The sequence below is a fragment of the Viridibacterium curvum genome (genome assembly GCF_039544165.1).
In the GTDB taxonomy this organism is placed as follows: domain Bacteria; phylum Pseudomonadota; class Gammaproteobacteria; order Burkholderiales; family Rhodocyclaceae; genus Viridibacterium; species Viridibacterium curvum.
Genome location: NZ_BAABLD010000008.1, coordinates 416,437 through 441,591, shown reverse-complemented (window position 1 = coordinate 441,591; position 25,155 = coordinate 416,437). Strand labels below are relative to the sequence as shown.

Annotated in this window: 20 protein-coding genes; 13 read left to right on the top strand and 7 right to left on the bottom strand. The window is 64.5% G+C overall.

The genetic code is table 11. The features are described from left to right. Positions 1-153 precede the first annotated feature (153 nt). Together ABEA02_RS09785 and ABEA02_RS09780 are read right to left on the bottom strand one after the other, a co-directional pair. Positions 154-1,230 (bottom strand): BMP family ABC transporter substrate-binding protein, encoded by a 1,077-nt coding sequence (locus ABEA02_RS09785; RefSeq protein WP_345532738.1) that lies wholly within the window; start codon positions 1,228-1,230, stop codon positions 154-156. Between the two features lie 476 nt (positions 1,231-1,706). After that, positions 1,707-2,417: a GntR family transcriptional regulator gene (locus ABEA02_RS09780; protein WP_345532737.1), complete on the bottom strand. Its 711-nt coding sequence runs from the start codon at positions 2,415-2,417 to the stop codon at positions 1,707-1,709. Between the two features lie 476 nt (positions 2,418-2,893). Between ABEA02_RS09780 and ABEA02_RS09775 the strand changes: the two genes are divergently transcribed. The 9 genes from ABEA02_RS09775 to ABEA02_RS09735 all read left to right on the top strand — a co-directional run bounded on the left by ABEA02_RS09775 (position 2,894) and on the right by ABEA02_RS09735 (position 13,148). Continuing rightward, entirely contained in the window at positions 2,894-3,865 is a 972-nt protein-coding gene (locus ABEA02_RS09775; RefSeq protein WP_345532736.1) for an ABC transporter substrate-binding protein, read from the top strand. A 61-nt stretch (positions 3,866-3,926) separates the two neighbouring features. Beyond that, positions 3,927-4,982, top strand: coding sequence for an aromatic ring-hydroxylating dioxygenase subunit alpha (locus ABEA02_RS09770; protein ID WP_345532735.1), 1,056 nt, complete (start codon positions 3,927-3,929; stop codon positions 4,980-4,982). 98 nt (positions 4,983-5,080) lie between these two features. After that, positions 5,081-6,109 carry an aromatic ring-hydroxylating dioxygenase subunit alpha gene (locus ABEA02_RS09765; RefSeq protein ID WP_345532734.1) on the top strand — a complete coding sequence of 343 codons (1,029 nt, stop codon included), beginning with the start codon at positions 5,081-5,083 and terminating at the stop codon, positions 6,107-6,109. 471 nt (positions 6,110-6,580) lie between these two features. Next, on the top strand, positions 6,581-7,627 hold the full coding sequence (locus ABEA02_RS09760; RefSeq protein ID WP_345532733.1) for an aromatic ring-hydroxylating dioxygenase subunit alpha: 1,047 nt from the start codon (positions 6,581-6,583) through the stop codon (positions 7,625-7,627). A gap of 217 nt (positions 7,628-7,844) precedes the next feature. Further along, the gene (locus ABEA02_RS09755) at positions 7,845-8,864 is read left to right on the top strand and encodes an aromatic ring-hydroxylating dioxygenase subunit alpha (RefSeq protein ID WP_345532732.1); all 1,020 of its coding nucleotides are present in this window, start codon (positions 7,845-7,847) and stop codon (positions 8,862-8,864) included. Between the two features lie 12 nt (positions 8,865-8,876). After that, entirely contained in the window at positions 8,877-9,722 is an 846-nt protein-coding gene (locus tag ABEA02_RS09750) for an ABC transporter ATP-binding protein (protein WP_345532731.1), read from the top strand. A gap of 11 nt (positions 9,723-9,733) precedes the next feature. Next, a complete protein-coding gene (locus tag ABEA02_RS09745) occupies positions 9,734-10,528 on the top strand; it encodes an ABC transporter permease (protein ID WP_345532730.1) in 795 nt (264 codons plus the stop codon). Positions 10,529-10,734: 206 nt separating this feature from the next. Then, a complete protein-coding gene (locus ABEA02_RS09740; RefSeq protein WP_345532729.1) occupies positions 10,735-12,162 on the top strand; it encodes an amidohydrolase family protein in 1,428 nt (475 codons plus the stop codon). Further along, on the top strand, positions 12,159-13,148 hold the full coding sequence (locus ABEA02_RS09735) for a PDR/VanB family oxidoreductase (protein WP_345532728.1): 990 nt from the start codon (positions 12,159-12,161) through the stop codon (positions 13,146-13,148). The genes ABEA02_RS09740 and ABEA02_RS09735 overlap by 4 nt, the downstream gene beginning before the upstream one ends. A gap of 204 nt (positions 13,149-13,352) precedes the next feature. Here the strand turns inward: ABEA02_RS09735 and ABEA02_RS09730 are convergent, their stop codons facing one another. Beyond that, positions 13,353-14,249, bottom strand: a complete 897-nt coding sequence (locus ABEA02_RS09730) for an SDR family oxidoreductase (protein ID WP_345532727.1) — start codon at positions 14,247-14,249, stop codon at positions 13,353-13,355. A 159-nt stretch (positions 14,250-14,408) separates the two neighbouring features. Between ABEA02_RS09730 and ABEA02_RS09725 the strand changes: the two genes are divergently transcribed. Continuing rightward, positions 14,409-15,314 carry a LysR family transcriptional regulator gene (locus ABEA02_RS09725; protein WP_345532725.1) on the top strand — a complete coding sequence of 302 codons (906 nt, stop codon included), beginning with the start codon at positions 14,409-14,411 and terminating at the stop codon, positions 15,312-15,314. 27 nt (positions 15,315-15,341) lie between these two features. On the opposite strand, the gene ABEA02_RS09720 is transcribed toward ABEA02_RS09725, so the two are convergent. The 4 genes from ABEA02_RS09720 to ABEA02_RS09705 form a co-directional block, all read right to left on the bottom strand. After that, the gene (locus tag ABEA02_RS09720; RefSeq protein ID WP_345532724.1) at positions 15,342-17,081 is read right to left on the bottom strand and encodes a tannase/feruloyl esterase family alpha/beta hydrolase; all 1,740 of its coding nucleotides are present in this window, start codon (positions 17,079-17,081) and stop codon (positions 15,342-15,344) included. Positions 17,082-17,211: 130 nt separating this feature from the next. Then, a complete protein-coding gene (locus ABEA02_RS09715) occupies positions 17,212-17,634 on the bottom strand; it encodes a hypothetical protein (RefSeq protein WP_345532723.1) in 423 nt (140 codons plus the stop codon). A 494-nt stretch (positions 17,635-18,128) separates the two neighbouring features. Beyond that, on the bottom strand, positions 18,129-19,136 hold the full coding sequence (locus ABEA02_RS09710) for an adenosine deaminase (RefSeq protein WP_345532722.1): 1,008 nt from the start codon (positions 19,134-19,136) through the stop codon (positions 18,129-18,131). 113 nt (positions 19,137-19,249) lie between these two features. Next, on the bottom strand, positions 19,250-20,347 hold the full coding sequence (locus ABEA02_RS09705; RefSeq protein ID WP_345532721.1) for a BMP family ABC transporter substrate-binding protein: 1,098 nt from the start codon (positions 20,345-20,347) through the stop codon (positions 19,250-19,252). Between the two features lie 159 nt (positions 20,348-20,506). On the opposite strand from ABEA02_RS09705, the gene ABEA02_RS09700 reads away from it, so the two are divergent. The 3 genes from ABEA02_RS09700 to xdhB all read left to right on the top strand — a co-directional run bounded on the left by ABEA02_RS09700 (position 20,507) and on the right by xdhB (position 25,103). Next, positions 20,507-20,989 (top strand): nucleoside deaminase, encoded by a 483-nt coding sequence (locus ABEA02_RS09700; RefSeq protein ID WP_345532719.1) that lies wholly within the window; start codon positions 20,507-20,509, stop codon positions 20,987-20,989. Between the two features lie 257 nt (positions 20,990-21,246). Beyond that, the gene (xdhA, locus tag ABEA02_RS09695; RefSeq protein WP_345532717.1) at positions 21,247-22,710 is read left to right on the top strand and encodes a xanthine dehydrogenase small subunit; all 1,464 of its coding nucleotides are present in this window, start codon (positions 21,247-21,249) and stop codon (positions 22,708-22,710) included. Continuing rightward, complete coding sequence (gene xdhB / locus ABEA02_RS09690; RefSeq protein WP_345532715.1) at positions 22,707-25,103, top strand: xanthine dehydrogenase molybdopterin binding subunit; 2,397 nt, start codon at positions 22,707-22,709, stop codon at positions 25,101-25,103. The genes xdhA and xdhB overlap by 4 nt, the downstream gene beginning before the upstream one ends. Positions 25,104-25,155 lie beyond the last annotated feature (52 nt).

Below are 25,155 nucleotides of genomic sequence, written 5' to 3'. Positions count from 1 at the left end.
CAGCTTTACGAACGGCGTAGCCGCACGGTGCTCCCCTCTCCTGCTTGCGGGAGAGGGGTTGGGGGAGAGGGCTTTAGCGGGAATCCAGTGTCGTCAGTGATGGTGACAAAGTCGCTGGATTCCCGCCTGCGCGGGAACGACGCACATTCGTGACTACTTGGGAATGCTGCCCTGCACGCCTTCGACATACCAGGTGAGCGACCACAGGTCCTTCTCGGGCAGCACGCTGCCGGCCGGCACCTTGACGCCAGCGGCATTGTCCTTGAGCGGGCCGGCGAAGACTTCGAGCTTGCCGCTGGCCACGGCTTCCTTCTTTTCAGTGAAGATCTTTGCCACGTCAGCGGGTACCGCACTGCCCAGCGGTGACACTTCGATCATGCCTTCCTTCATGCCCCAGGCCGTGTCTTCGGGCTTCCACTTGCCGGCCAGCTTGTCGCCGACCTTCTTCACGTAATACACGCCCCAGTTCACCGTGTTGGCTGACAGGTGCGCGCGTGGGCCGTACTTCGACATGTCCGAATCCTGGCCGAAGGCATACAAACCCTTCTTCTCGGCGACCTGCACGGCGGCCGGCGAATCGGTGTTCTGGTAGAGCACGTCGGCGCCTTGCGAGACGAGCGTCTCGGCGGCCTCGCGCTCTTTGGGCGGGTCGTACCAGGAGCTGATCCAGATGACCTTGGTCTGCGCGTTCGGATTCACGCTGCGCGCGCCGATGGTGAAGGCGTTGATGTTGCGCAGCACTTCGGGAATCGGGTGCGAGCCGACGAAGCCCAGGGTGTTGCTCTTGGTCATCTTGCCGGCCAGCACACCCATCAGGTACGCGCCCTGGTAGAAGCGCGTCTGGTAGATGCCCAGGTTCTTGTCCATCTTGTAGCCGGTGGCGTGATCAAAGCTCACCTTCGGAAACTGCTTGGCCAGCTTCGCCGTCGCCTCCATGTAGCCGAACGAAGTGGTGAAGATCATCGTGCAGCCCTGGTTGATGAGCTGGCGCACCACGCGTGCGGCGTCGGCCGTCTCGGGCACGTTCTCGACGAAGTAGGTCTTCACCTTGTCGCCATAGGTCTTTTCGACCAGCTTGCGGCCCAGCTCGTGCTGCGTGGTCCAGCCCACATCGGCGATGGGGCCGGGATAGATGAAACCGATCTTGAGGGGTTCGGCTGCCAGGGTTGCCTGGCTGAAGGCGAGGGTGAGCAGGCCGAGGGCTGCTGCGAAAAGGCTGCGTCGTTGCATGCGAGGACTCCGTTGCGCGGTTAAGTGTATACACTTGAATCGTGTAACGGATACAAGCAGGTGGCGTGCCAGCTTTAGGGGCTTGCTAATGCCTTGATTTTCATGGAGCGACAGAAATCCACGAAGACCGGACATCGCACACCATCAGTGCGTGGCGCACTCTGCCGGTGAATGTGTATACACTTTGCCGTCCCGAATGGCGAGTGCGACACAGGTGCGGCTTCAGCCGCAAGCTACCGTGGCTTGTGCGACTGAAGTCGCACCTACGGGGTGGGGTTTGGCAGCTTCGCCTCCAGGCGGACAGCGCCTGGCGTTGCTGGTCCAGCGTTTCGCGGTGTTGTGCCATCAGGGCTATGGTGCCGTCCGCATTACCCGGGGGTGTGTGCGTCGTAGGTGCGGCTTCAGCCGCACGCCACGCTGGCTTGTGCGACTGAAGCCGCACTTGCGGCGTAGGGGCTGGGCACTGAACGCGCCTTTTACAGCCCGAGCAAGCTACCCAGGTCCGGCTCGGCCTCTTCCTGCCGGTACTCGATGCGCTGCTCCAGCGTCTCCAGGTGTCGCGCCATCAGGGCGATCGCGCCTGTCGCATCGCCCTTTGCGATGCAGTCGACAATCGCCGCGTGCTCATCATGCTCGCAGCCCGCGTCACCGGGCGGCTCGTAGAGCGCCACGATCAGCGAGCAGCGCGACATCAGGCTCATCAGAAAGCCCTGCAGCACGCGGTTGCCCGATATCTCGGCCAGCGCATGGTGAAAGCTGCCCGCCTGCTGCACCCAGTCGGGGTGCGACTCGCGCAGCATGTGCGCCTCGGTGTCCATCATGCCGCGCAGGCGGGCGATGCCCTCCTTGCTGGCGCGCGCCACTACCAGGGGCACGATGGCGGCCTCCACCGCGCGGCGTGCTTCGAATACCTCGCGCGTTTCCTCGCGCGTGGGCGAGGCCACAACGGCCCCCTTGTTATGGCGCAGGCTCACGATGTGATCGTGCGCCAGCCGCTGCAGCGCCTTGCGCACGATGGTGCGGCTTACCTTGAACAAGGTGCACAGCTCGGGTTCGGGCAGGCGCGTGCCCGGCTTCAGGCGCTGGTGCATCACGGCGCTGAAGACGCTGTTGTAGATGCGCTCGTCGGCGCTGGTGGGCGTGCGCCGCGTGCGTGTTGTGCGATCGGCTTTGTTATCTGTTGCCATGACTATTGCTACCAGCGTGTGGAACACGGAGTGTATCCACTTGAGGCGCCTGCTGTGGCCGTGTGCATCAGTCTGGCGCGGCGTGCGCCATGGCGATGCAAGGCGTGATGCACAGCGCGCTGCGCCTGCCTTGCTGTGCGGCAGGCATAAACTTCATAAACATTTGATTTCTATCAATGCATCAGGTGTGCGCCTGGTGTTGGCACACGCGTTGCTAGAACAACGCGTGGAGTAGAAGCTGGCAATTGCGGTGGTGCTGCGTGTTTTCAGCCTCATTGCAACGGGTCATTGCTCCGGCGACTGCCGGGTTGTCCGGTCGTCGTGCGCTCGCAAGAGCGCTTGTGTTCGTTACGGAACGCAACGGGGGCCGGGCCTGACATGCCGCGAGAGCATCACAGCGCTTCTGCCACAAACCCCCAGCGTGTTCCGGTTCCCTGCAAGGCCTGCCTTGCAAAACTTCTCAACGGAGAACCGACATGTCACGCATCACCCGCCTTCTCAAACACTGTCTGGGCCTTGCAGCCCTCATCACGCTTGCTGCGCCTGTCATGGCGCAGGACAAGGTCACCTTCACCACCTCATGGTTCGCCCAAGCTGAACACGGCGGCTACTACCAGGCCGTCGCCAAGGGCATCTACAAGAAGTACAACCTCGACGTCACCATCAAGATGGGTGGCCCGCAGGTCAACATCGTGCAACTGCTCGCAGCAGGCCAGACCGACTTCATTATGGGCAAGGACTTCCAGGTGCTCTCCGGCATCGAGAAGGGCATCCCGATGACGACCGTGGCGGCCAACTTCCAGTATGAAGTGCAGGGCATCATGACCCACCCTGACGTCAAGAGCATCGCCGATCTCAAGGGTCGCAACATCATGATCGCCAGCAGCGCGCACACTTCCTACTGGCCCATGCTCAAGAGCAAGTTCGGCTTTACCGACGCGCAGGTGCGCCCCTACACCGGCAGCCTGCAGCCTTTCTTCGCCGACAAGACCATGGCCGTGCAGGGCTTCAGCACCTCCGAGCCCTTCGAGGCCGACAAGGCCGGCATCAAGACCAACTTCTTCCTGCTCTCCGAAGAAGGCTATCCGCCCTACGGCAACACGATTGTCGCCATGCAGAAGACCGTGAAGGAAAAGCCTGACGTCACGGCACGCTTCGTCAAGGCCACGCTCGAAGGCTGGGCCAGCTACCTGCAGGATCCGGCTGCCGGCAACGAGCTGATCAAGAAGGACAACCCGCAGATGAGTGACGAGAAGCTGGCCTTTGCCGTCGCCGGCATCAAGAAGCTCAACGTCATGGGCAGCGGCGATGCCGCCAAGCTGGGCGTCGGTGCCATGACCGAAGCACGCTGGAAGAAGACCTTCGACTTCATGGTCGCCAACGGCCTGCTCAAGCCCGATGTCGACTGGAAGCAGGGCTACACCCTGGCCTTCCTGCCCAAGCCCTGATCCGTTCATCACCGATTGCGGCTGCCTGCGCAACACCGCGCGGGCAGCCCGGGAGATTGCCATGCTCTTGACCCGTCATCCGGTCATGCGGCGCTTCTGGTACGCGGTGATGCCCATGGCATCGCTGGGCCAGGGCCCGCAGCCCTTCACCTTGCTGGGTGAAAACATCGTGCTGTGGAAGAAGACCGACGGCACGCCCGCCGCTGCGCGCGATCGCTGTTGTCATCGAACGGCGAAGCTCTCCAAGGGCTTCGTCGAAGGCGACAACATCGTCTGCGGCTACCACGGCTGGCAGTACGACTGCAGCGGCGCCTGCGTCAAGATTCCGCAGTTCACCACCGAGAAGATTCCGAGTGGCGCGCGCATCGACGCCTACCACTGCACCGAGAAGTACGGCTACATCTGGGTCGCGCTCGAAGAACCGCTGGCGCCGATTCCGGAGCTTGCCGAAGAGACCATGCCCGGCTACCGGCGCATCGACCAGTTCCATGAAGAGTGGAACTGCGGCGCGCTGCGCTTCATCGAGAACACCTTCGACTTCGCGCACCAGGCCTATGTGCACAAGGCCATGCACGGCCTCAACGACAAGCCGCAACCGCCGAAGGGTGAGGTCACGCGCAACGCACATGGCCTCGTCATGCACATCACCCAGCCCGTGCGCAATCCCGATTCGGGCAAGGCGCACACCGGCATCAGCGCCGACGAGACGGTGCGCAAGGTCGTGATGGACTGGTACATGCCCTGCGCGCGCCGCATGCACATCACCTACCCCACGGGGCTGGTGCAGAGCATCATCAGCGCAGCGACACCCATCGACGACACGCGCACCATGGTGCTGCAGTGGAGCTACCGCAACGACAGCGAGGCTGACGTGCCTGCCGCCGCGATCAACGCCTTCGACCGCAAGATCCTCGACGAAGACCGCGACATGCTCGCCTTTGTCGACGATGACATGCCGCTCGACACGCGCATGAACCTCGAACAGCACATGGCCACCGACATGCCCGGCATCCACATCCGCCGCGCCTTGATGGAGCTGCTCGCCGAGCATGGCGAAACCGAGCAGAGCCGACTGTTCACGGCACGACCTGCAGTACCCGTGACGGCTCAGGCCTGATCGGAACCCATCAGGCAACAACATAGGCTTGGTGGGAAAACTGGCGAAGGCGACCGTTCTGGCACGCCGGCTGGTTAAGCAAGAAAGGAAAGCACCTCATGCTGGTGACTCAACACCCTGTACTGCGCCGCTTCTGGTACGCAGTCATGCCCATCAAAAAACTCGACGACGGCCCCAAGCCCTTCACCCTGCTGGGCGAGCACATCGTGCTGTGGAAGATGAGTGACGGCACGCCCGCCGCCGCGCGCGACCGCTGCTGCCACCGCACAGCCAGGCTCTCCAAGGGCTATGTCGAAGGCGACAACATCGTCTGCGGCTACCACGGCTGGCAGTACGACTGCACCGGTGCCTGCGTCAAGATTCCGCAGTTCACCAGTGAAAAGATCCCCAGCGGCGCACGCGTTGATGCCTACCGCTGCCAGGAGAAATTCGGCTATGTCTGGGTCGCACTCGAAGAGCCGCTGCTGCCCCTCATCGACACGCCGGAGGAGGGCGACCCCGCCTACCGCCGCATCCACCAGTTCGACGAAGAGTGGAAGACCGGCGCACTGCGCCTGATGGAGAACTCCTTCGACACCGCGCACTTCGCCTTCGTGCACAAGGGCACTTTCGGCCAGAACAACCAGCCCAAGCCCGAGTTCTTCGAAATCCGCGAGACCGACTATGGGTTCGAGGCCGAAGCCATCGTGCCGATCAACAATCCGCCCGAGTCGCACCGCATCACCGGCTCTACGTCCCCGACGACCAAGCGCCACTTCCACAACCAGTGGCACATGCCTTTCTTCCGTCGGCTTGGCCTCGTCTATCCCAGCGGCATCCACCACACCATCTTCACCTGCGCCACGCCCATCGACGACGGCCGCATCCAGATCATCCAGTGGCTCTACCGCAACGACACCGAGGAGCAATGCCCGGCTGCCTTGCTCAACGAGTGGGACATCAAGGTCGTCGCCGAGGACAAGGTGATTCTGGAATCGGTGGACCCCGATGCCCCCTGCGACGTGAGCCTGCTGCTGGAACAGCACATGCCCAGCGACCGACCTGGCCTGCTCATGCGCAAGCGCCTGCTGGCGCTGCTGCGTGAGCACGGGGAGAAGGAGACGTTGTCAGTCACACACACTCGATAGTCGTCATTCGTGCGCAGGCGCACTGCTGTCCTTGATAGATATGGAAAGACGAATTTTGCTGGGGCCGAAAAGCTGGCCCTCATCCCTAACCCTTCTCCCGCGGGGAGAAGGGGATAAAAGCCCTCTCCCCGCGGGGCGTAGCAGGGGTTTCGTGCGGCAAGCCGCACGCCTGCGCAGCCGACTGGCAATGCAGTGCCAGTCGTGGGGCGCGGAGCGGGGTTGGGTGAGGGCTGCTGTTCTGTCCATTCGACAACGCGATTTCGCAAACGAAGCCACCTTCAAGATTTCAAGGCAACTTCGAAATCCATTACGGACAGCAGTGGGCGCAGATGGGAATGACGAGAGAACTGCAGTACCCCCAGTGCCTTGAGCACTCGGCAGCAAGACTCCACGAAGGCGACCGTACTGGCGCGCCGGTGGCAGTGCAGCAGCCCAACAGAGACGCTGCCGCACAAAGCAAGGAGAACGACCATGCTGGTGACCAAACAACCCATGCTGCGCCACTTCTGGTACGCGCTGTTTCCCATGCACGACCTCGACAGCGGCCCCAAGCCCTTCACCCTGCTCGGTGAAGACATCGTCATCTGGAAGAAGACCGACGGCACGCCCGCTGCCGCGCGCGACCGCTGCTGTCACCGCACGGCCAAGCTTTCGAAGGGCTACGTCGAAGGCGACAACATCGTCTGCGGCTACCACGGCTGGACCTACGACTGCAGCGGCGCCTGCGTGAAGATCCCGCAGTTCACGACCGAGAAGATCCCCAGCGGCGCGAAGATCGAGGCCTATCGCTGTGTCGAGAAATACGGCTACGTCTGGGTCGCACTCGCCGAGCCCCTGCGCCCCATCCCCGACTTCCCCGAAGAGGGCAAGCCCGGCTATCGCCGCATCTTCCAGCTCTACGACACCTGGCATTGCACGCCGATGCGCATGATGGAGAACAGCTTCGACAACTCGCACTTCAGCTTCGTGCACAAGGGCACCTTCGGCGACTTCGGCAACCCCATCCCGATCAGCTACGGCCTCAACGAAACCGACTACGGCTTCGAAGCGCAGGTCTCCGTGTCGGTGCTCAACCCGCCCGACGCACACCCCATCACCGGCTCGACCGAACCCCGCGTCACGCGCCACATGGTCAATCGCTACTACCTGCCGTTCTGCCGCCGCATGGGCGTGAGTTACGAATCGGGTATCGACCACATGGTCTACAACTGCGCGACCCCCATCGACGACGAACGCATGGTCCTCGTGCAGTGGCTCTACCGCAACGACAGCGAAGAGCAGTGCTCGACGCAGAAGCTCATCGACTGGGACACGCGCGTCACGCTCGAAGACAAGTACATCCTCGAAGCCACCGACTTCGACGTGTGCATGGATACGCGCCGCCGCGAGGAATTCCACATGCCCTCCGACAAGCCCGGCCTGCTGATCCGCAAGCAGATCCTCGACCTGATGGCGACGCGGGGTGAGGAGGAGGTGCATCGCGGCAACCTCGCGGAACGGGAGGCGGCGAGCGCGTAGCCGTTGCACAAGACAAACGTCATTCCCGCGGAGGCGGGAATCCAGTGGCTCTTCACAAGCAGCGCAAAGTCGCTGGATTCCCGCCTTCGCGGGAATGACGAAGCAGTACCTGCGGCACTGAACATCAGCGCCGGAACCGACGAAGGCGACCATCGTGGCACGCCGGTTGGTGGCGCCAGACGCACACAGCGCTGGCGTCGAGCAAGGAGTCATGACAATGCTGGTTACACAACAACCCGTCCTGCGCCGCTTCTGGTACGCCCTCGTGCCCATGAGCGCGCTGGATGACGGCCCCAAACCCTTCACCCTGCTGGGCGAAAAACTCGTCTTGTGGCGCCAGGCCGACGGCACACCCGCCGCGCTGCAGGACCGCTGCTGCCATCGCACCGCGCAGCTATCGAAAGGCTATGTAGAGAACGGCAACATCGTCTGCGGCTACCACGGCTGGACCTACGACTGCATGGGCAGCTGCGTGAAGATTCCCCAATTCACGACAGAGAAAATCCCTTCGGGCGCCAAGGTGCAGGCCTACCGCTGCAAAGAGAAATACGGCTACGTCTGGGTCGCGCTCGACGAGCCGCTGCGCGATATCCCGCACTTTCCCGAAGACGGTGCGCCCGGCTACCGCCGCATCTTCCAGTTCTACCAGACCTGGAAGACCAGCCCTGTGCGCATGATGGAGAACAGCTTCGACAACTCGCACTTCAGCTTCGTGCACAAGGCCAACTTCGGCATCGTCGATCAGCCGCAGCCCGCGCCCTATGAATTCAACGAAACCGACTACGGCTTCGAGGCCATCACCACCGTGCCGATCCGCAACCCGGAGGCCAGCCACCGCGTCACTGGCACCACCGAGCCGATCACGCATCGTCACCTCGTCAATCGCTACTTCCTGCCCTTCTGCCGCCGCTTCGGCTGCAGCTACCCGGCCAGTGGTGTCGACCACATCATCTACAACTGCGCCACACCCATCGACGACGAAAACATGGTGCTCGTGCAATGGCTCTACCGCAACGACAGTGAAGAAGCCTGCAGTACGCAGGAGCTGATCGATTGGGATGCCGCTATCACCGCCGAAGACCGCGACATTCTCGAAGCCACCGACCCCGACGCCTGCATCGACACGCGTCGCCGCGTTGAATTCCACATGCCCTCCGACAAACCCGGCCTCATCATCCGCCAGCAGCTCATGAACCTGCTGACCGAGCATGGCGAAGCCGAAGTGTTCCGGACCTGACAGGAGATGAACATGCTCATGAAATACAGCGAGATCGAAGAAGACGTGGCGAGCTTCGCCGCAGACGCCGACACCGTGCTGCTCGCCAACCGCGTCGAGAAGACCTACCCCAACGGCACGCACGCGCTCGACGAAGTGCGCCTGCGCATCCAGCGCGGCGACTTCGTGTCCCTGCTCGGCCCCTCGGGCTGCGGCAAGAGCACCCTGCTCAAGATGTACGCCGGGCTCGAAGCCCCCTCGCACGGCCACCTGCGCTGGCTCGGCGCCGACTCCCCGGCCAAGAGCGGCCTCAAGATCGCCATGGTCTTCCAGGAAGCCACGCTGATGCCCTGGGCCAACATCGCCACCAACGTGCGCCTGCCGCTCGACCTCGCCGGTGTGCCCAAGGCCGAGAGCGAGCCGCGCGTGCAGCGCGCGCTTGAAGCGGTAGGCCTTGGCAAGTTCGGCGCCAGCTACCCGCGCGAGCTATCGGGCGGTATGCAGATGCGCGCCTCGATCGCGCGCGCCCTGGTCACCGAGCCCGACGTGCTGCTGATGGACGAACCCTTCGGCGCGCTCGACGAGTTCACGCGCAACAGGCTCGACGCCGACCTGCGCGCACTGTGGTCACAGCGCAATGCAGGCGGGGGCAAGCCGCTGGCCGTCGTCTTCGTCACGCACAGCATCTACGAAGCAGTGTTCCTCTCCAGTCGCGTCGTCATGATGGCTGCGCGCCCGGGGCGCATCGTCGCCGACCTGCCCATTCCCGAGCCCGTGCGCGACGACGAGTTCCGCCTCAGCATGGCCTTCAACGAACACTGCCGCGACCTCTCCGCCCGCCTGCTGGCAGCGAGTGGCGGCGAGCTCGAACACGACTGAGGAGCACACCCATGAAAACCCCGCTCATCCAGAATCCCAAAGTCATGAAGATCGTGGCCCCCGCCCTCGTCGGCCTGTTCCTGCTCGTCACCTGGCAAGTGCTGTGCATGGCCTTCAAGGTGCCCATCTACCTCGTGCCCAAGCCCACCGATGTCGCCACAACGCTGTGGACCGACGGCCCCAGCCTGCTGGGTGCGCTCGCCGTCACGCTCAAGATCACCTTCCTTGCCTTCGGCATGGCGGTGGTGCTGGGCGTGATCGCCGCCTTCCTGTTCGTGCAGAGTCGTGTCATCGAGACCAGCCTCTTTCCCTACGCCATCCTGCTGCAGGTCACCCCGGTGGTGGCCATCGCCCCGCTGATCATCATCTGGGTCAAGGATCCGACCATCGCCCTGGTGTTCTGCGCCACCCTCGTCGCGCTGTTTCCCATCATCTCCAACACCGTGCTGGGCCTGCGCAGTGTCAATCCCGGCCTGCTTAACCTGTTCCGCCTCAATGGCGCCACGCGTTGGCAGACGCTTGTACGTTTGCGCATCCCGAGCGCACTGCCGTACTTCTTCGGCGGCCTGCGCATATCGAGCGGCCTCGCGCTGATCGGCGCCGTCGTTGCCGAGTTCGTCGCTGGCACGGGCGGTACCGGGGCAGGGCTGGCCTACCAGATCATGCAGGCCGGCTTCCAGATCAACATCCCGCGCCTCTTCGCCGCGCTGGTGCTGATCTCGCTCACCGGCATCCTGCTGTTTTCGCTGATGGCCTGGCTGGCGCGCATCTCGTTGGCGCATTGGCATGAGAGCGAGATGGCCTAGAACACGCAGCCGAACCGGCGCCACGATTCCCCCTCACCCGGCCTGACGGCCACCCTCTCCTCGCGGAGAGGGAACGGCAACGCAAACGCGCCAACTCTGCCGTTCCCTCCCCCTTGGGGGGAGGGTGCCCGGAGGGCGGGAGAGGGGAAATGGTTCGTGCCCACCGCCACGCACCTATCAGCATCAAACAGAATTGAAAGGCCGACATGACCAGCCTCCTCATCCAGAATGCCACCGCCATCCTCACCGGCCTCACAGGTGACGCCGCCCGCCACCCCGGCCCCGACATCCGCATTGTCGAGGGCCGCATCGCCGCCATCGGCCGCCTCGCCGTCGAATCCGGCGACCGCGTGCTCGACGCCACCGATTGCGTCATCTACCCCGCCTGGGTCAACACCCACCACCACCTGTTCCAGGCTTTGCTGAAAGGCGAACCGCAGGGCATCAACACCACGCTCACCCCCTGGCTGGCCGCCACGCCCTACCGCTTCCGCGCCGGCTTTGATGCCGACAGCTTCCGCCTTGCCGCGCGCATCGGCATGATCGAGCTGGCGCTGTCCGGCTGCGCCACCATTGCCGACCACAACTACCTCTACTACCCGGGGCAGGACTACGACCCCTCGGCCATCCTGTTCGACGAAGCCGAAAAACTCGGCCTGCGCTTCGTGCTGTGCCGCGGCGGCGCCACGCTCACACGTCAGCTCGAAGCCGAGCTGCCGCAAGCCCTGCGCCCTGAATCGATGGCGGCCTACATGGCCGACATGGAGCGCCTCGCCGCAAAGTTTCACGACCCCGCGCCCGACGCCATGCGCCGCGTCGTCATGGCGCCCACCACGCCGCCGTACTCCATGCAGCCCGACGAACTGCGCGAGGCTGCTGCTGTGGCCCGCAAGCTCGGCCTGCGCCTGCACTCGCACCTCTCCGAGACCGTAGGCTACCAGGACAGCGTCAATGCCATGCACGGTCTCAGCCCCGTGCGCTTCTGCGAGAGCATCGGCTGGCTTGGCGACGACGTGTGGTTCGCCCACCTCGTCAAACTCGACCCCGACGAAATCGCCCTGCTCGGCAAGACGCGCACCGGCATCGCCCACTGCCCGCAGAGCAATGGCCGCCTCGGCAGTGGCATCGCGCCCATCCGCGCGCTCGCCGCAGCGGGTGTGCCCATCTCCATCGGGGTGGACGGCGCCGCGTCCAACGAAGCCGCCGACATGATTTCCGAAACGCATAGCGCCTGGCTCATGCAGCGCGCCAAGGGCGGCGAGGCGGCGGTTGCAAAGTATCGCGGCGGCGCAGGCGAGCAGGGCGCCGATTGGGCCACGGTGGAAGACGTGGTGCGCTGGGGCACCGCCGGCGGCGCCGCCGTGCTGGGCCTGCCCGCCATCGGCAGCCTTGCCGTAGGTCAGGCTGCCGATATCGCCATCTACGACCTCAGCCACAACCCGCGCTACTTCGGCCTGCACGATCCCGCCATCGGCCCCGTTGCCAGCGGCGGTACAGCGCACCTGCGCAGCCTGCTTGTCGGTGGGCGCGAGATAGTGCGCGACGGCAAGCTACCCGATCTGGATATGGCCGAACTGGCGGCGCGGTCACGTGAGGCTGTCAGGACGCTCATCGCGCGAGCGGAGGCGGCATGACGCAAACGATGATCAGGGCAACGATACGCAGCATCCGCATCGAAGCCGACGACATCCGCAGCTTCGAACTGGTGAGCAGCGACGGCACGCCGCTGCCCGCATGGCAGCCCGGCGCCCACGTGCAGGTCGCCCTGCCCGGCGGCCCCGGCAAGACCCTGCAGCGCGCCTACTCGCTGTGCAACCACGTCGGCGAAGCCGGTTGCTACCGCATCGCCGTCAAACGCGAACCCGCCTCACGCGGCGGCTCGCGCGCCATGCACGCCCTGCAGGTCGGCGACAGCGTAGAGATCAGTGCGCCGCGCAACCTCTTCGAGCTCGACCCCGCCGCCCAGCGCCACGTGCTCATCGCTGGTGGCATCGGCATCACGCCGCTGTATGCGATGTTCAATGCACTGCGCGGCGTCGCTGCCTGCGAGCTGCACTACTTCGTGCGCAGCGCAGCCCACGCGGCCTTTGTTGACCGTCTCGGTGATCAAATCAAGCTACACGCCGGACTCGACGCCAACCAGACCGCCAGCGCCCTCGCCGCCATCGTCCAGCCCCACGCCAGCGATTCGCGAACCACTTTCTACACCTGCGGCCCCGCCGCCTTCATGGCCGCCGTCGAGGCCGCCCTCACCGCCGCGGGCATACCCCTCACCCAGTTGCGCAGCGAACGCTTCGGTGCAGAACCACAGCCCGCCAGCGCCAACGAAGCGGGGAGTGGTGGCAGCAACAAAGGCGAATTCCGCATCGTCTTCGCCCGCAGCGGCATCGAAGCCGAAGTCCCCGCCGGCACCCCCATCATCGAAGTCGCCCGCGCCTGTGGCGTCGACATCCCGACCAGTTGCGAGCAAGGTGTCTGCGGTGCCTGTCTCAGTGACGTGCTGGAAGGCGCGCCTGAGCATCACGATGGCTATCTGAGCGATGCCGAGCGTGCGAGCGGCAGGATCATGCTGCCATGTGTGTCGCGGTGTGTGGGGACAAGACTGGTGCTGGACCGATAGGTCGCGTGTGAGCGCGCGATGCCGAGCGGTGAGTCATTGCATCCGCTCGCGCAGGGAGCTGCACCTTGCGTTGACGCCGGCTCCGAATAACCCGTGCTGAAGCCAGAACGACAAAGCCCCCGTTGCCGGGGGCTTTGTCTTCTGGCGCTTGCCGCTGCAGGTCTTGCCATTCGCCTGGAACGCAAGGCCTGGCTGGTGCAGCAATCAGTTGCCGCTCAGCAGGGCCTTGTTGGCTTGCACCCAGTCGGCGAAGCGCTGCGGTGCCTTGCCGGTGAGGCGCTGGTAGTCGCCGGTGACTTCGGCAACGCGGCCGGCTGCCGTGTTGGTGTCGAACGAGGCGAGGGCGCGGGCGAGGGGTTCGGGGAAGCCGGCGCCCACCATGCCCTGGACGATGCCTTCGACCGGGACCGGGATGACCGCGATCGGCTTGTCGAGGGCTGCCGAGAGGATGGCGGCCTGCTCGGCCGTGGTGTGGGCTTCGCTGCCGCTGAGCGTGTAGGTGTTGCGCCCGGATTCGGTCGACACGAGGGCGACGGCGGCGGCGTAGGCGAGGTCGTCACGCGAGATGTTGGCGAGCTTGCCGTCGCCTGCGGCAGAGAACCACTTGCCGCCTTGTGCGAAGACACCCGGCAGGGTGAACAGGAAGTTCTCGAAGTACCAGTGGTTGCGCAGGATGGTCCAGCCCGGGATGCTGCTGCGGGCGATGGCCTGTTCGGTGCCGGCGTGGTCGGCAGCAATCAGCAGGGGCGAGTTGTCGCCGGGTTTGGGGGCCGACGTGTAGATGAGGTGCTGGACGCCGGCTTTTTCGGCTGCGGCGATGGCGCGTTCGTGTTGCTCCTGGCGACGGCCCGGGCGTTCGAGCGAGTCAGTGCTGATGAGCAGTACACGTTGGGCGCCGGCGAAGGCGGCGGGCAGGCTGGCGGCGTCATCGAAATCGGCCGTGCGCACGGTCACGCCGCGTTCGGCAACGGCACGCAGGGATTCGGGCTTGCGGCTGGTGGCGATGATTTGTCCGGGGGCGATGCGCAGGGTGTCGAGCAGGTGGTGCAGGACGGCCTGGCCGAGTTTGCCGGAGGCGCCGGTGATGAGGTAGGTGGTCATTGCTGTTCTCCATTGAAGGTATGGGGGCGTGCTGTGAGGCCTTGGCGGGCCGCAGCGCGTGAATGCGGGTCGCAATTCATGAAGCGAAGCGTAGAGGCTGCGAGTTATCTCCGGAAGCGATAAAATTTAGATTGAATCCATCAATTCCGGAGATGCTTGATGATCGGTGCCCTGACGCTGGACCAGCTGCGTGTGCTGATTGCCATCGAGGAGACGGGGAGCTTTTCGGCCGCCGGTCGCAAGCTGCGGCGCGTGCAATCGGCAATCAGCCATTCCATCCAGGGGCTGGAGGAGAGCCAGGGCGTGCAGATCTTCGACCGCAGCGCCCGCACCCCGCGCTTTACCGAGGCTGGCCGGATGCTGGTGGCGCAGGCGCGCCAGGTCTTGCGGCAGGCGGAGGTATTCGAACTGTCCGCGCGCTCCATGGCTTCGGGCATGGAGCCGGAACTGTCGATTGCGCTGGACAGCTTCGCGCCCACGCCGCCGGTCATCCGCAGTCTGGCGCGGCTGCAGGCGACGTACCCCAATCTGACGGTGACGCTGTTCACCGAGGGGATTGGCGCTGCGGAGCGTCGTGTCCGCGATGGGTCGGCGACGCTGGGCGTATGCGCGCTGTTTCCCGCCTCGGCGCAGGATCTGCAGGCCTCGCCGCTGACCGAGGTGAACCTGGTGCCGGTCGTGGCGCCCGGTCATTCGCTGGCGGCGGAGAAGAGGGTACTCACTCGGGATATTCTTGCCGAGCACGTGCAGCTGATCCTCACCGATCCGCAGCAGAAGTCGGGCCCCAGCTTTGCCGTGGTCAGCTCGCGGGTGTGGCGCTTCGTCGATATCGCCCGCCGGCTGGAATTCCTGCTGGCAGGCTTCGGCTGGGGCACCATGCCCGACCACCTGGTCGCGCCGCATCTGGCCAGTGGCCGCCTGGTCCGTTTGCCGATTGACGATCCGGGCGTGCTACCCGGCGGGATAGGCCTGTTCGCAGTCTACAACCGCAAGCGCCCCCTGGGCATGGGCGCGCGCTGGCTGCTCGACGAGCTGGCGAGTCAGGACTGGTTTGCGGTGGACTGAGACGCCCTGCACGCGCTGCCTGCGGTCTCAGCGATAGCTGTCTGGCGTGAAGTAGTTGCTGCCGATCCACGCGGGCGTGCTGCCGAGGTACTGCGCAGGCCCTGCAATCTGGCTGCTGGCCTGGTTCGCATCGCCCTTGCCGCTGTAGCGCGGGAGCTGGGGGTAGGGAAAGACAGGTCGCGACTGCACCGGCGATTTGACGCCTGACACTGCCGCCATGGCAGGTGGCGGATTCATGCCGCGTGGAGGACCCGCATCCGGACCGCTACCCGTCGGGCTGCCGGGCTGCCCGAAGCTGTTGGCTTTTGCCGGGTCCGCCTGGCTGGCGATGATGGCGCCGGGGGCCTTGCCTTGCTCGACCCACTCGAGCATCGGCGTCAGCAGATCGATCTGGCTCGGTCCTTCACCACCGGAGCAGTGGGCGACGCCGGGCAGCAGGTAGAGGCGCTCGAAGCTTTGTAAGGCCGCATCGCCGAAACGCTGTTGCAGTGCCTCGTGGTAGGCGATGGTCGTCAGCGGCGAGATGTGCGGGTCCCCGAGGCCGTGCCAGAGGATCAGCTTGCGGCCGGCCTGTACGAAGCGCGACAGGTCGGGGTTGGTCGCGTCATACAGGGCATGCACGCCGGCCAGACGCTTGAAGGTGTCGGCGTTGAAACGCACGTCGGCCACCTTGGCGATCTGCGGAAGGCTATTGTCATACAGCACGGGCATGGCGCTCTCGGCGATCATCGTGCTGGCAAAGGACTGATCAGCACTCATCGGCACAAAGACGCCGGCCCAGTTGAGTTCGGAGCCGGGCAGCGGCCCGCCGAGGGTCAGTTTCACACCTGTCTCGGCATCAATCGGCCCGGCGTAGAACTTGCGCACCGCATCGGCCTCTTGCGCGCTCAGGCAAGCGCTGGTGTCAGTCTGACCCGCTGCACACTGGATGCTCGCCGGGTCGAAGTGACAGTTGCGTGGCTCGCTGATGAGCCCGTCTTTCTGACCGTCCAGCGCATCACACTGATCAAGCACGGCCTTGTGCAGCAGGGGCAGGCGGGATGCCACCAGGATGGCCTTGCCATCCGGCCCCGTGTTACTGCGCGCTTGCCAGGCGTGGTAGAGCCCGTTCTGGGTTGTGAAGCTCATGGCCGCCGCACCGGCGATGATGCCGTCGAAATCCTCCGGGTAGCGCTGCGCTGCGATCAGGGCTTCACGTCCGCCATCCGAACAGCCGGTGAAGTAGGCATAGGCTTGCGGCTGACCGTAGTAGGCACGGATCAGTTTCCTGGCCAGCACGGCCGTGAGGTGCTGTGCGCGGTAGGCAAAGTCGATCCGCTTCTGCGCGTCGCGTCCGAAGTCGCCGCTCATGCCCTGGTGCCCCATGTCGGTCGCACCCTGCACAAAGCCCCCCGCATTGAGCGGCACACAGCCATCTGCGGCACCGACCATGCCTGCAATGTTGCCGCACAGGCCGCCGCAGCCGATCTGCAGATAGCGCTGCGTCCAGGTGCGGGTCGGCAGCGCGATGCGGAAGCCGATGCTGGGCGCGAGCGTGCCCTCCACGATGCAGCTGGTGATGCCCTGGCGATCTGCCGCTTCGCTGGCGCGGGTGATGCGACTGCCGCTGCCGCCGATGTCTTCGATCGCTGTCGCCAGCAGTGTGGCGCAGGGCACGCGGGCGGTGACCACCGCCAGGTTATCGGCCGCCGAGGCTGCGCTGAGGGGGACGGAGCTGGCGGCAATTGCGACGAGGGCGTGAAACAGGAAGGTACGCAGGAAGTGCATGAGTGCAACTTGTTCAGGCAGTGGAAAGACCGATGCTAGCAGTCACAGCAGGCAACCGTTTGGCCGCAGTGGCTGGAGAAACAGATCCTTAAGAATATTTACACCGGCTGAGCTGATCGCCAGTGCGGGTTCAACGAGGCCTTGCGCGGGATACGTAACGCCCCGAGCTATTGACGCCTACGCCAAACAGTTCGCAATCGCCGAATTGCGTCACCTGCACTGCAGACGCCGCGAAGTCGAACACGATGCTGCAGGCCTCGGGCGAGGTGCCTGCCTCGCGATAGAGCGCAACGCCATTGACGATGGGGACGAAGACCTTGTCCAGGGTACCTGTACGTGCGGTGGTGGAGCCGCTACGCGAGATGACTTCAAGCGATAGCGTGGCCTGATCGGCGGTGCGCTGGTGAAGGGTGAGGACGGCGCTGTGATCGGCATTGCTGCCGGTGCGGACCCAGGTTCGCGGGGCTGATTCTGCAGCGACGACGCTCACTGTGAGCAGGCAGCCGAGTAGCGAAACAAGCAGCACAAACAGGCGATGACGGAGAGCGTTCATGGGGTGCAGCATGGAGGGAGTCAACAAGCCAGGCATCAATAAGGCCGGCGCACCCGTGGTGCGTGCATTGCTACGGAATATGGCTATGCAGCGAGCCAGCGCGCAACGTGCCAGGCCGCATGAAGCGGCCTGGTTCGTCTCCCAGCGTGTGTGGCGAGCGAACCAGCTCGGTGCTGCTGCTGTCTCCTCTATTCCCCTCTGATGTGGGCTTGTGGATTTGATCTGGTCACCGCCAAGGGTCGGGCTCTGTGCGGTGGGCACTGCAGCCTGTCTGACCCGGGGCGCATTCTGGTTTTCCGTAGGGCGGCGGTCAACGCAAAACAGCGTTCTTTCTGACGGCATTTGACGAGAGGTGGCTTTGCAGAATTGATCGGTTCCTTTTGTCGGAACGATCACGCAAACCACTGATTGATTTGCCGAAATTGCAGATTTTGGTGACAGTTCCGGAACTGTACGGCCTCGCAAATGTATGGCGAATCGCCCGACCAGCCTCGTCATCCCGGCAAGTGTGCATCCACCTTCGCGCACCACTCCGCCTTCTGTTCTGCACTGATGAAGCTGGCGTTGAAGCTGTTGCGGAAGATGCGCGCCCAGGTCGGCGCGTCGAAGTTGAACGCGGCCTGCACGGCGCGCAGGTTGTTGCCGAGATAACCGCCGAAGTAGGCCGGGTCGTCGCTGTTGAGTGTCACACAGAGACCGGCGTCGAGCATGGCAGGCAGGGTGTGGCGCGCCATCTCCTTGAACACACAGAGGCGCACGTTGGACAGCGGGCAGACCGTCAGCGGCCTCTGCGTTGCGGCGAGGCGTTGCACCAGTGCCTTGTCTTCAACGCAGCGCACGCCGTGGTCGATGCGGCTGACCTGGAGCAGGTCCAGCGCTTCGATGATGTAGGCGGGCGGACCTTCCTCGCCGGCGTGGGCGACGACGGGCTTGCCCAGATCGCGGCAGGCCTTGAAGACGCGCTCGAATTTGGACGGCGGGTGACCCATCTCGGAAGAATCGAGGCCGAAGGCGGCAACGTGGGCGAGGTGCGGCTCGGCGAGCTTCAGGGTAGCGAAGGCATCTTCCTCGCTGAGGTGGCGCAGGAAGCTGAGGATCAGCTGCACACTGATGCCCGATTCGTCGCGCGCGGTGGCGATGCCCGCGCGCAGACCGTTGATGACGGTTGCCATGGAGATGCCACGCGCCGTGTGGGTCTGCGGATCGAACATGATTTCGGCATGCACGACGCCATCGGCGGCTGCCCGGCGCAGGTAGGCCAGCATCAGGTCGTGGAAGTCTTCCTCGGTGCGCAGCACGTCGGCGCAGGCGTAGTAGAGATCGAGGAAGGACTGCAGGTTGCTGAAGTTGTACGCCGCGCGCAGCGACTCGACGCTGTTGAAGGGGAAGTCGACATGATTGCGCTGCGCGAGGGCGAAGGCCAGTTCGGGTTCCAGCGAGCCCTCGATGTGCAGATGCAGTTCGGCCTTGGGGCAGCTGAGTACGCGGTCGAGCAGTTTCATGATTCATCCTCACTGAAACGGTCATTCCCGCGAAGGCGGGAATCCAGTGACTGTTGAACGCCGCTGGATTCCCGCTTTCGCGGGAATGACGAAGTAGGGTTTGCGGCAGGTACTTACTTGGGAATCGTACCTTCAACACCTTCCACGTAGACGTTCCACTTGCCCAGATCGGCATCGGTAGGCGTCTTGCCGGCTGCGACGATTTCCTTGCCCGTATTGTCCTTGAGCGGGCCGGTGAAGGGGTGCAGCTTGCCAGCCTTGATCGCATCGCGGCGTTCTTCAGCGAGCTTCTTCACGTCAGCCGGGGTCGAGGGGCCGAAATTCATGATGTCGACCGCGGTTTCCTTGACGCCGTACCAGATGGCGGAGGACTTCCAGGTGCCGGCGATGATCTTCTCGATTTCCTGGTTGTAGATCACGCCCCAGTTGAGCACCGAAGCAGCAAGGTGGGCTTTCGCGCCGAACTTGCTCATGTCCGAGTCCCAGCCGAAGGCATACACGCCCTTCTCCTCGGCTGCCTGCACGATGGCCGGCGAGTCGGTGTTCTGCATCAGCACGTCGGCGCCTTGCGAGATCAGGGTCAGGGCGGCTTCACGCTCCTTGCCCGGATCGAACCAGGTGTTCACCCAGATCACCTTGGTCGTTGCCTTGGGGTTGACGCTGCGTGCGCCGATAGTGAAGGCGTCGATGTTGCGGATCACTTCGGGAATCGGGAAGGAGCCCACCACGCCGAGCTTGCCGCTCTTGGTCATCTTGCCGGCGACCACGCCCAGCATGTAGGCGCCTTCATAGGTGCGCACATCGTAGATGCCGAGGTTCTTGCTCGTCTTGTAGCCGGTGGCATGCATGAAGACGGTCTTGGGGAAGGCCTTGGCGACCTTCTCCATGGCGTTCATGTAGCCGAAGGAGGTGGCGAAGATGACCTTGTTGCCCTTGGCGGCGAGGTCGCGGATGACGCGTTCGGCATCCGCTGTTTCCGGCACGTTCTCGACGAACATGGTTTTGACCTTGGCGCCCTGCTTGGCATCAACGGCCTTGCGGCCCACGTCATGCGCGTAGGTCCAGCCGTGGTCGCCCGTCGGGCCGATGTAGACCCAGGCGGCCTTGACGGGGTCTGCGGCATGGGCGAGCGAGGTGGTAAGCAAAGAGCCGAGGGCGAACAGGCTGACAGCCAGCAGCGCAGGCGCCTTCGTGAACGAGCGGAATGACATCATGGTTCTCCTGAGGTGAAGACCGACGGTAGGTGGCGGACGGAGACACTGTAGTCCCGCATGGGGAGCGATTCCATCAGCGCTGGATTATGAGAGTTATCGGTGCGGTGCGCACCGGATGAGGGCACTATCGGAAACCTGTACTGAGCGGGGTTTGACATGACGCAGAACGACTTTCATTGGTTACGCCGCAGCTTCGAGCTGGCGCAGCAAAGCCGCAACGAGGGTCACCATCCCTTTGCTGCGCTGGTGGTGGGGCCGGACGGCCGTGTGGTGGTCGAGTGCGGCAATGATTCGCGCCCGCCGGGCAACCCGACGCGCCACGCCGAGCGTGTCGCCGCGGCCCGCGCAGCAACGTTGCTGAGCCCCGACGATCTGGCGCGCAGCACGCTCTACAGCAATGCCGAACCCTGCGCGATGTGCGCCGGGGCGATCTACTGGTGCGGTATTGGTCGTGTGGTGTATGGCATGTCCGAGACGGGACTGCTGGCGATCACCGGCAATGACCCGGAGAACCCGACCCTGTCCCTGCCTTGTCGCACGGTGTTCGCGAGCGGCCAGCGCAACATCGAAGTGATCGGGCCGCTGCTGGAAGAAGAGGCGGCAGTCGCGCATGCCGGGTTCTGGCGGCCAGGGGTTTGAGGGGTTTGAGTTTGGCGATTTTCCCCTCATCCTGATGGCCACCCTCCCCGTCAGGGGGAGGGAACAGCCTCAATCGGGCTGGCGCATTGCAGTGCCCTCTCCCTCGGGATGAGGGTGCCCCATCAGGGGCGGGAGAGGGAGAGCGCTGCAACACTCGCCCACATCTCCCGTCGCGGCATACCCAGTATCACCCGCTTCCGCGATCAGCCGGCACGTCGCGTGCTAGCCTCTCTTCATCTCAAACGCGCAGGACGACGATGAGCCAACGCCCCATTCAATTCTGGTTTCGTGGTCAGCTCGTGCCGGTCAGCCAGGTCTCGCCGCAACGCACGGTGCTGCAATGGCTGCGTGAAGACCAGCACGCTTGCGGCAGCAAGGAAGGTTGCGGCGAAGGCGACTGCGGTGCCTGCACAGTCGTAGTCGGCTCGCGCGACGATGCGGCCCCGGGTGGCGTGCGGCTCGAGGCCGTCAACAGCTGCATACAGTTCCTGCCCACGCTGGACGGCAAGGCATTGTTCACAGTCGAAGACCTTGCCAACGGCGATGCCCTGCACCCGCTACAGCAGGCCATGGTCGATTGCCATGGTTCGCAGTGCGGTTTCTGTACGCCGGGGTTTGTCATGTCGATGTGGGCGCAGTACGACACAAGACAGGCCACAGGTGGCGGAGTGCCTTCGCGTGATGAAGTGAATGACTGTCTGTCAGGCAATCTCTGCCGCTGCACCGGTTATCGCCCGATCGTCGATGCCGCGTGTGCGGCGTGGGAAGCGCCCGCGCAGAAGCTGGACCGCGCGCCGCTGCGTGCGGTGCTCGACACCTTGGCCGCGATGACCGCGCTGGAATACGAACACGCCGGTCAGCGCTTCTTCGCACCGCGCAGCATCGAAGCGCTGGCCGTGCTGTGCGAGACGCACCCCGAGGCTCGCATCCTCGCCGGGTCCACCGATGTGGGCTTGTGGGTCACCAAGCAGCTGCGCGATCTCGGCGACATCCTCTACATCGGGGCGGTCGACGAACTCAAGCGCATCACTGTCGCGGCAGATGCAATCGAGATAGGCGCGGGTGCTACGCTGACCGATGCTTTCGCTGCACTGTGTGCGGAGGACGCGCAATGGACTGATCTCGCGCGACGCTTTGCCAGCGTGCCGGTACGCAACGCCGGCACCCTGGGCGGCAACGTGGCAAATGGTTCGCCCATTGGGGACTCGATGCCTGCGCTCATTGCCCTGGGTACGCGTATCGTGTTGCAAAAGGGCGCAAGCATCCGTGAGATGGCGCTCGAAGACTTCTATCTCGCGTACCAGAAGACCGCGCGCGAGCCGGGTGAGTTCGTGCGCGCCCTGCGTGTGCCGCGGCGTCGCGAAGAGGTGCTGTTCCGCACCTGGAAGATTTCGAAGCGCGCCGATCAGGACATCTCTGCCGTGTGTGCCGCCTTCGCCCTGCGTCTCGACGCTGGCGTGGTGACGCAGGCGCGCATTGCCTTCGGCGGCATGGCGGCAACGCCCAGGCGCGCCGCATTGGCCGAAGCGGCCCTGCAGGGCCAGCCGCTCAGCGAGACCAGCATCCGAGCGGCCATGACGGCGCTGGCGCAGGACTACCAGCCGCTCGACGACATGCGCGCGACGGCGGGCTACCGCATGCAGGTCGCGCAGAATCTGTTGTGGCGGCTGTGGCTGGAACACGCCGGTTCGGCGGTTTCTCTTGCGGAGGTGTCGGCATGAGCCAGGTCGTCGGCCAGTCCCTCGCACACGAGAGCGCCACGCTGCATGTGTCAGGCGCCGCGCAGTACATCGATGATCTGCCCGAGCTGGCCGGCACGCTGCACGCGGCTTTCGGTCTGTCGACGATTGCGCACGGGCGCATCACGAAGCTTGATCTTGCCCCTGTGCTGCGCGCGCCTGGTGTGGCAGCCGTGCTCACCGCGAAGGACATTCCGGGCCTCAACGATTGCGGCCCCATCATCCACGATGATCCCATCCTCGCCGATGGTCTCGTGCTGTTCTACGGCCAGCCGATCTTCGTCGTGCTGGCCGAGACGCACGAAGCCGCACGTCGTGCCGCGCGCAAGGCCGTCATCGAATACGAGGCCCTGCCGGCGCTGCTGGACATTGCCGAAGCCGTGGCCGCTGAATCCTGGGTGCTGCCACCTGTCACCATGACGCGCAACGACGCGCAGGCCGCCCTCGCGGCTGCCCCGCATCGCCTGCAGGGCACGGCCCGGCACGGCGGGCAGGAGCACTTCTATCTCGAAGGCCAGATTGCCTACGCACGCCCCGGCGAGCAGGACACGATGCACGTGTTCAGCTCGACCCAGCACCCGACCGAGATGCAGCACGCCGTGGCCCACATGCTGCACTGGACCAGTCACCAGGTCAGCGTCGAATGTCGCCGCATGGGCGGCGGCTTCGGCGGCAAGGAATCGCAGTCCGCGCAGATCGCCTGCGCAGCTGCCTTGGGCGCCTGGAAGACGGGCCGCCCGGTCAAACTGCGCCTTGACCGCGACGACGACATGACGCTGACGGGCAAGCGCCACGACTTTGCTTTCGACTGGGATGTCGGTTTCGACGACAGCGGCCGCATTCTCGGCCTCGCCGTCACCATGGCTTCGCGCTGCGGTTTCTCGGCAGACCTTTCGGGCCCTGTGAACGACCGCGCCCTGTGCCACATCGACAACTGCTACTACCTTGATGCCGTCACGGTGAAGAGCCTGCGCTGTCGCACCAACACGGTTTCGAACACGGCCTTTCGCGGCTTTGGCGGCCCGCAGGGCATGTTCGCCATCGAGTACATCATCGATGACATTGCGCGCGAGTTGGGTCTCGATCCGCTCGATGTGCGTTTTCGCAATCTGTACGATCCGATGCCAATGAACTCTCCCCTCGCCCCAGCGGGGAGAGGGGCAGGGGGAGAGGGGGGCATGCACGACGATACCCTCTCCCCTGCCCCCTCTCCCGCAGGCGGGAGAGGGGAAAGAAACACCACGCCCTATGGCGCCAAGGTCGAGGACAACGTCGCGCCCGCCTTGATCGACGAACTCGCCCGCACCAGTGATTACGCCGCGCGCCGCGCTGCGATCGCGGCTTTCAACGCCAGCAGCCCGGTGATCAAGCGCGGCCTCGCGCTGACGCCGCTCAAGTTCGGCATCTCGTTCAACGCCACCCTCTACAACCAGGCCGGTTCCGTCGTGCATGTGTATGCCGATGGCACGGTGCTGGTGTCGCATGGCGGCACGGAGATGGGGCAGGGGCTCTACACCAAGATCCGCCAGGTCGTCGCGCACGAGCTGGGCCTGCCGGCGAGTGCCGTACGCCTCGCCGCGACCGACACCAGCCGTGTACCCAACACTTCGGCGACGGCGGCATCGAGTGGGGCCGACCTCAACGGCAAGGCGGCGCAGGCCGCTGCGCTCAAGATCAAGACGCGGCTCGCAGCGTTCTTCGCCACACAGCACGGTCTGAGCGCAGATGCCGTGAGCTTCGCCGATGGCGAGGTGCGCGGCGGCAGCCACAGCATGTCTTTCGCCGATCTGGCCATCGCGGCCTATCGCGCACGCCTGCAGTTGTGGGACTCCGGCTTCTACTCGACGCCCAAGATCCACTGGAACAAGGATGCGATGCAGGGCCGGCCGTTCTTCTATTACGCCTATGGCGCCGCTTGTGCCGAAGTCGCCATCGACACGCTGACGGGCGAATCGAAAGTACTGCGCGTCGACATCCTGCACGACGTCGGCAAGTCCCTGAACCCTGCGCTCGATATCGGCCAGATCGAAGGCGGCTTCATCCAGGGCATGGGCTGGCTCACGACCGAAGAATTGTGGTTCCGGCCCAGTGGCGCACAGCGTGGCCGCAACATGACGCATGCGCCCTCGACCTACAAGATTCCCGCCGCGAGTGACGTCCCGCCGGTGTTCAACGTGAAGCTGTTCGACAACGCCAACGTCGAAGACACCATCCACAAATCCAAGGCGGTTGGCGAGCCGCCGCTGATGCTGGCTTTCGCGGTGTTCTTCGCGTTGCGTGATGCCTGCTCGGCGGCCATCGGCAAACCCGCGCCGCTGCAGGCGCCCGCGACGGCGGAAGCGGTGCTGCGTGCCATCGGGGGTCTCGATGCGTAGGTTGGTGCTGAACATATTGAAGCCCAACGCCATGCCCTGTTGTCGGGCTTCG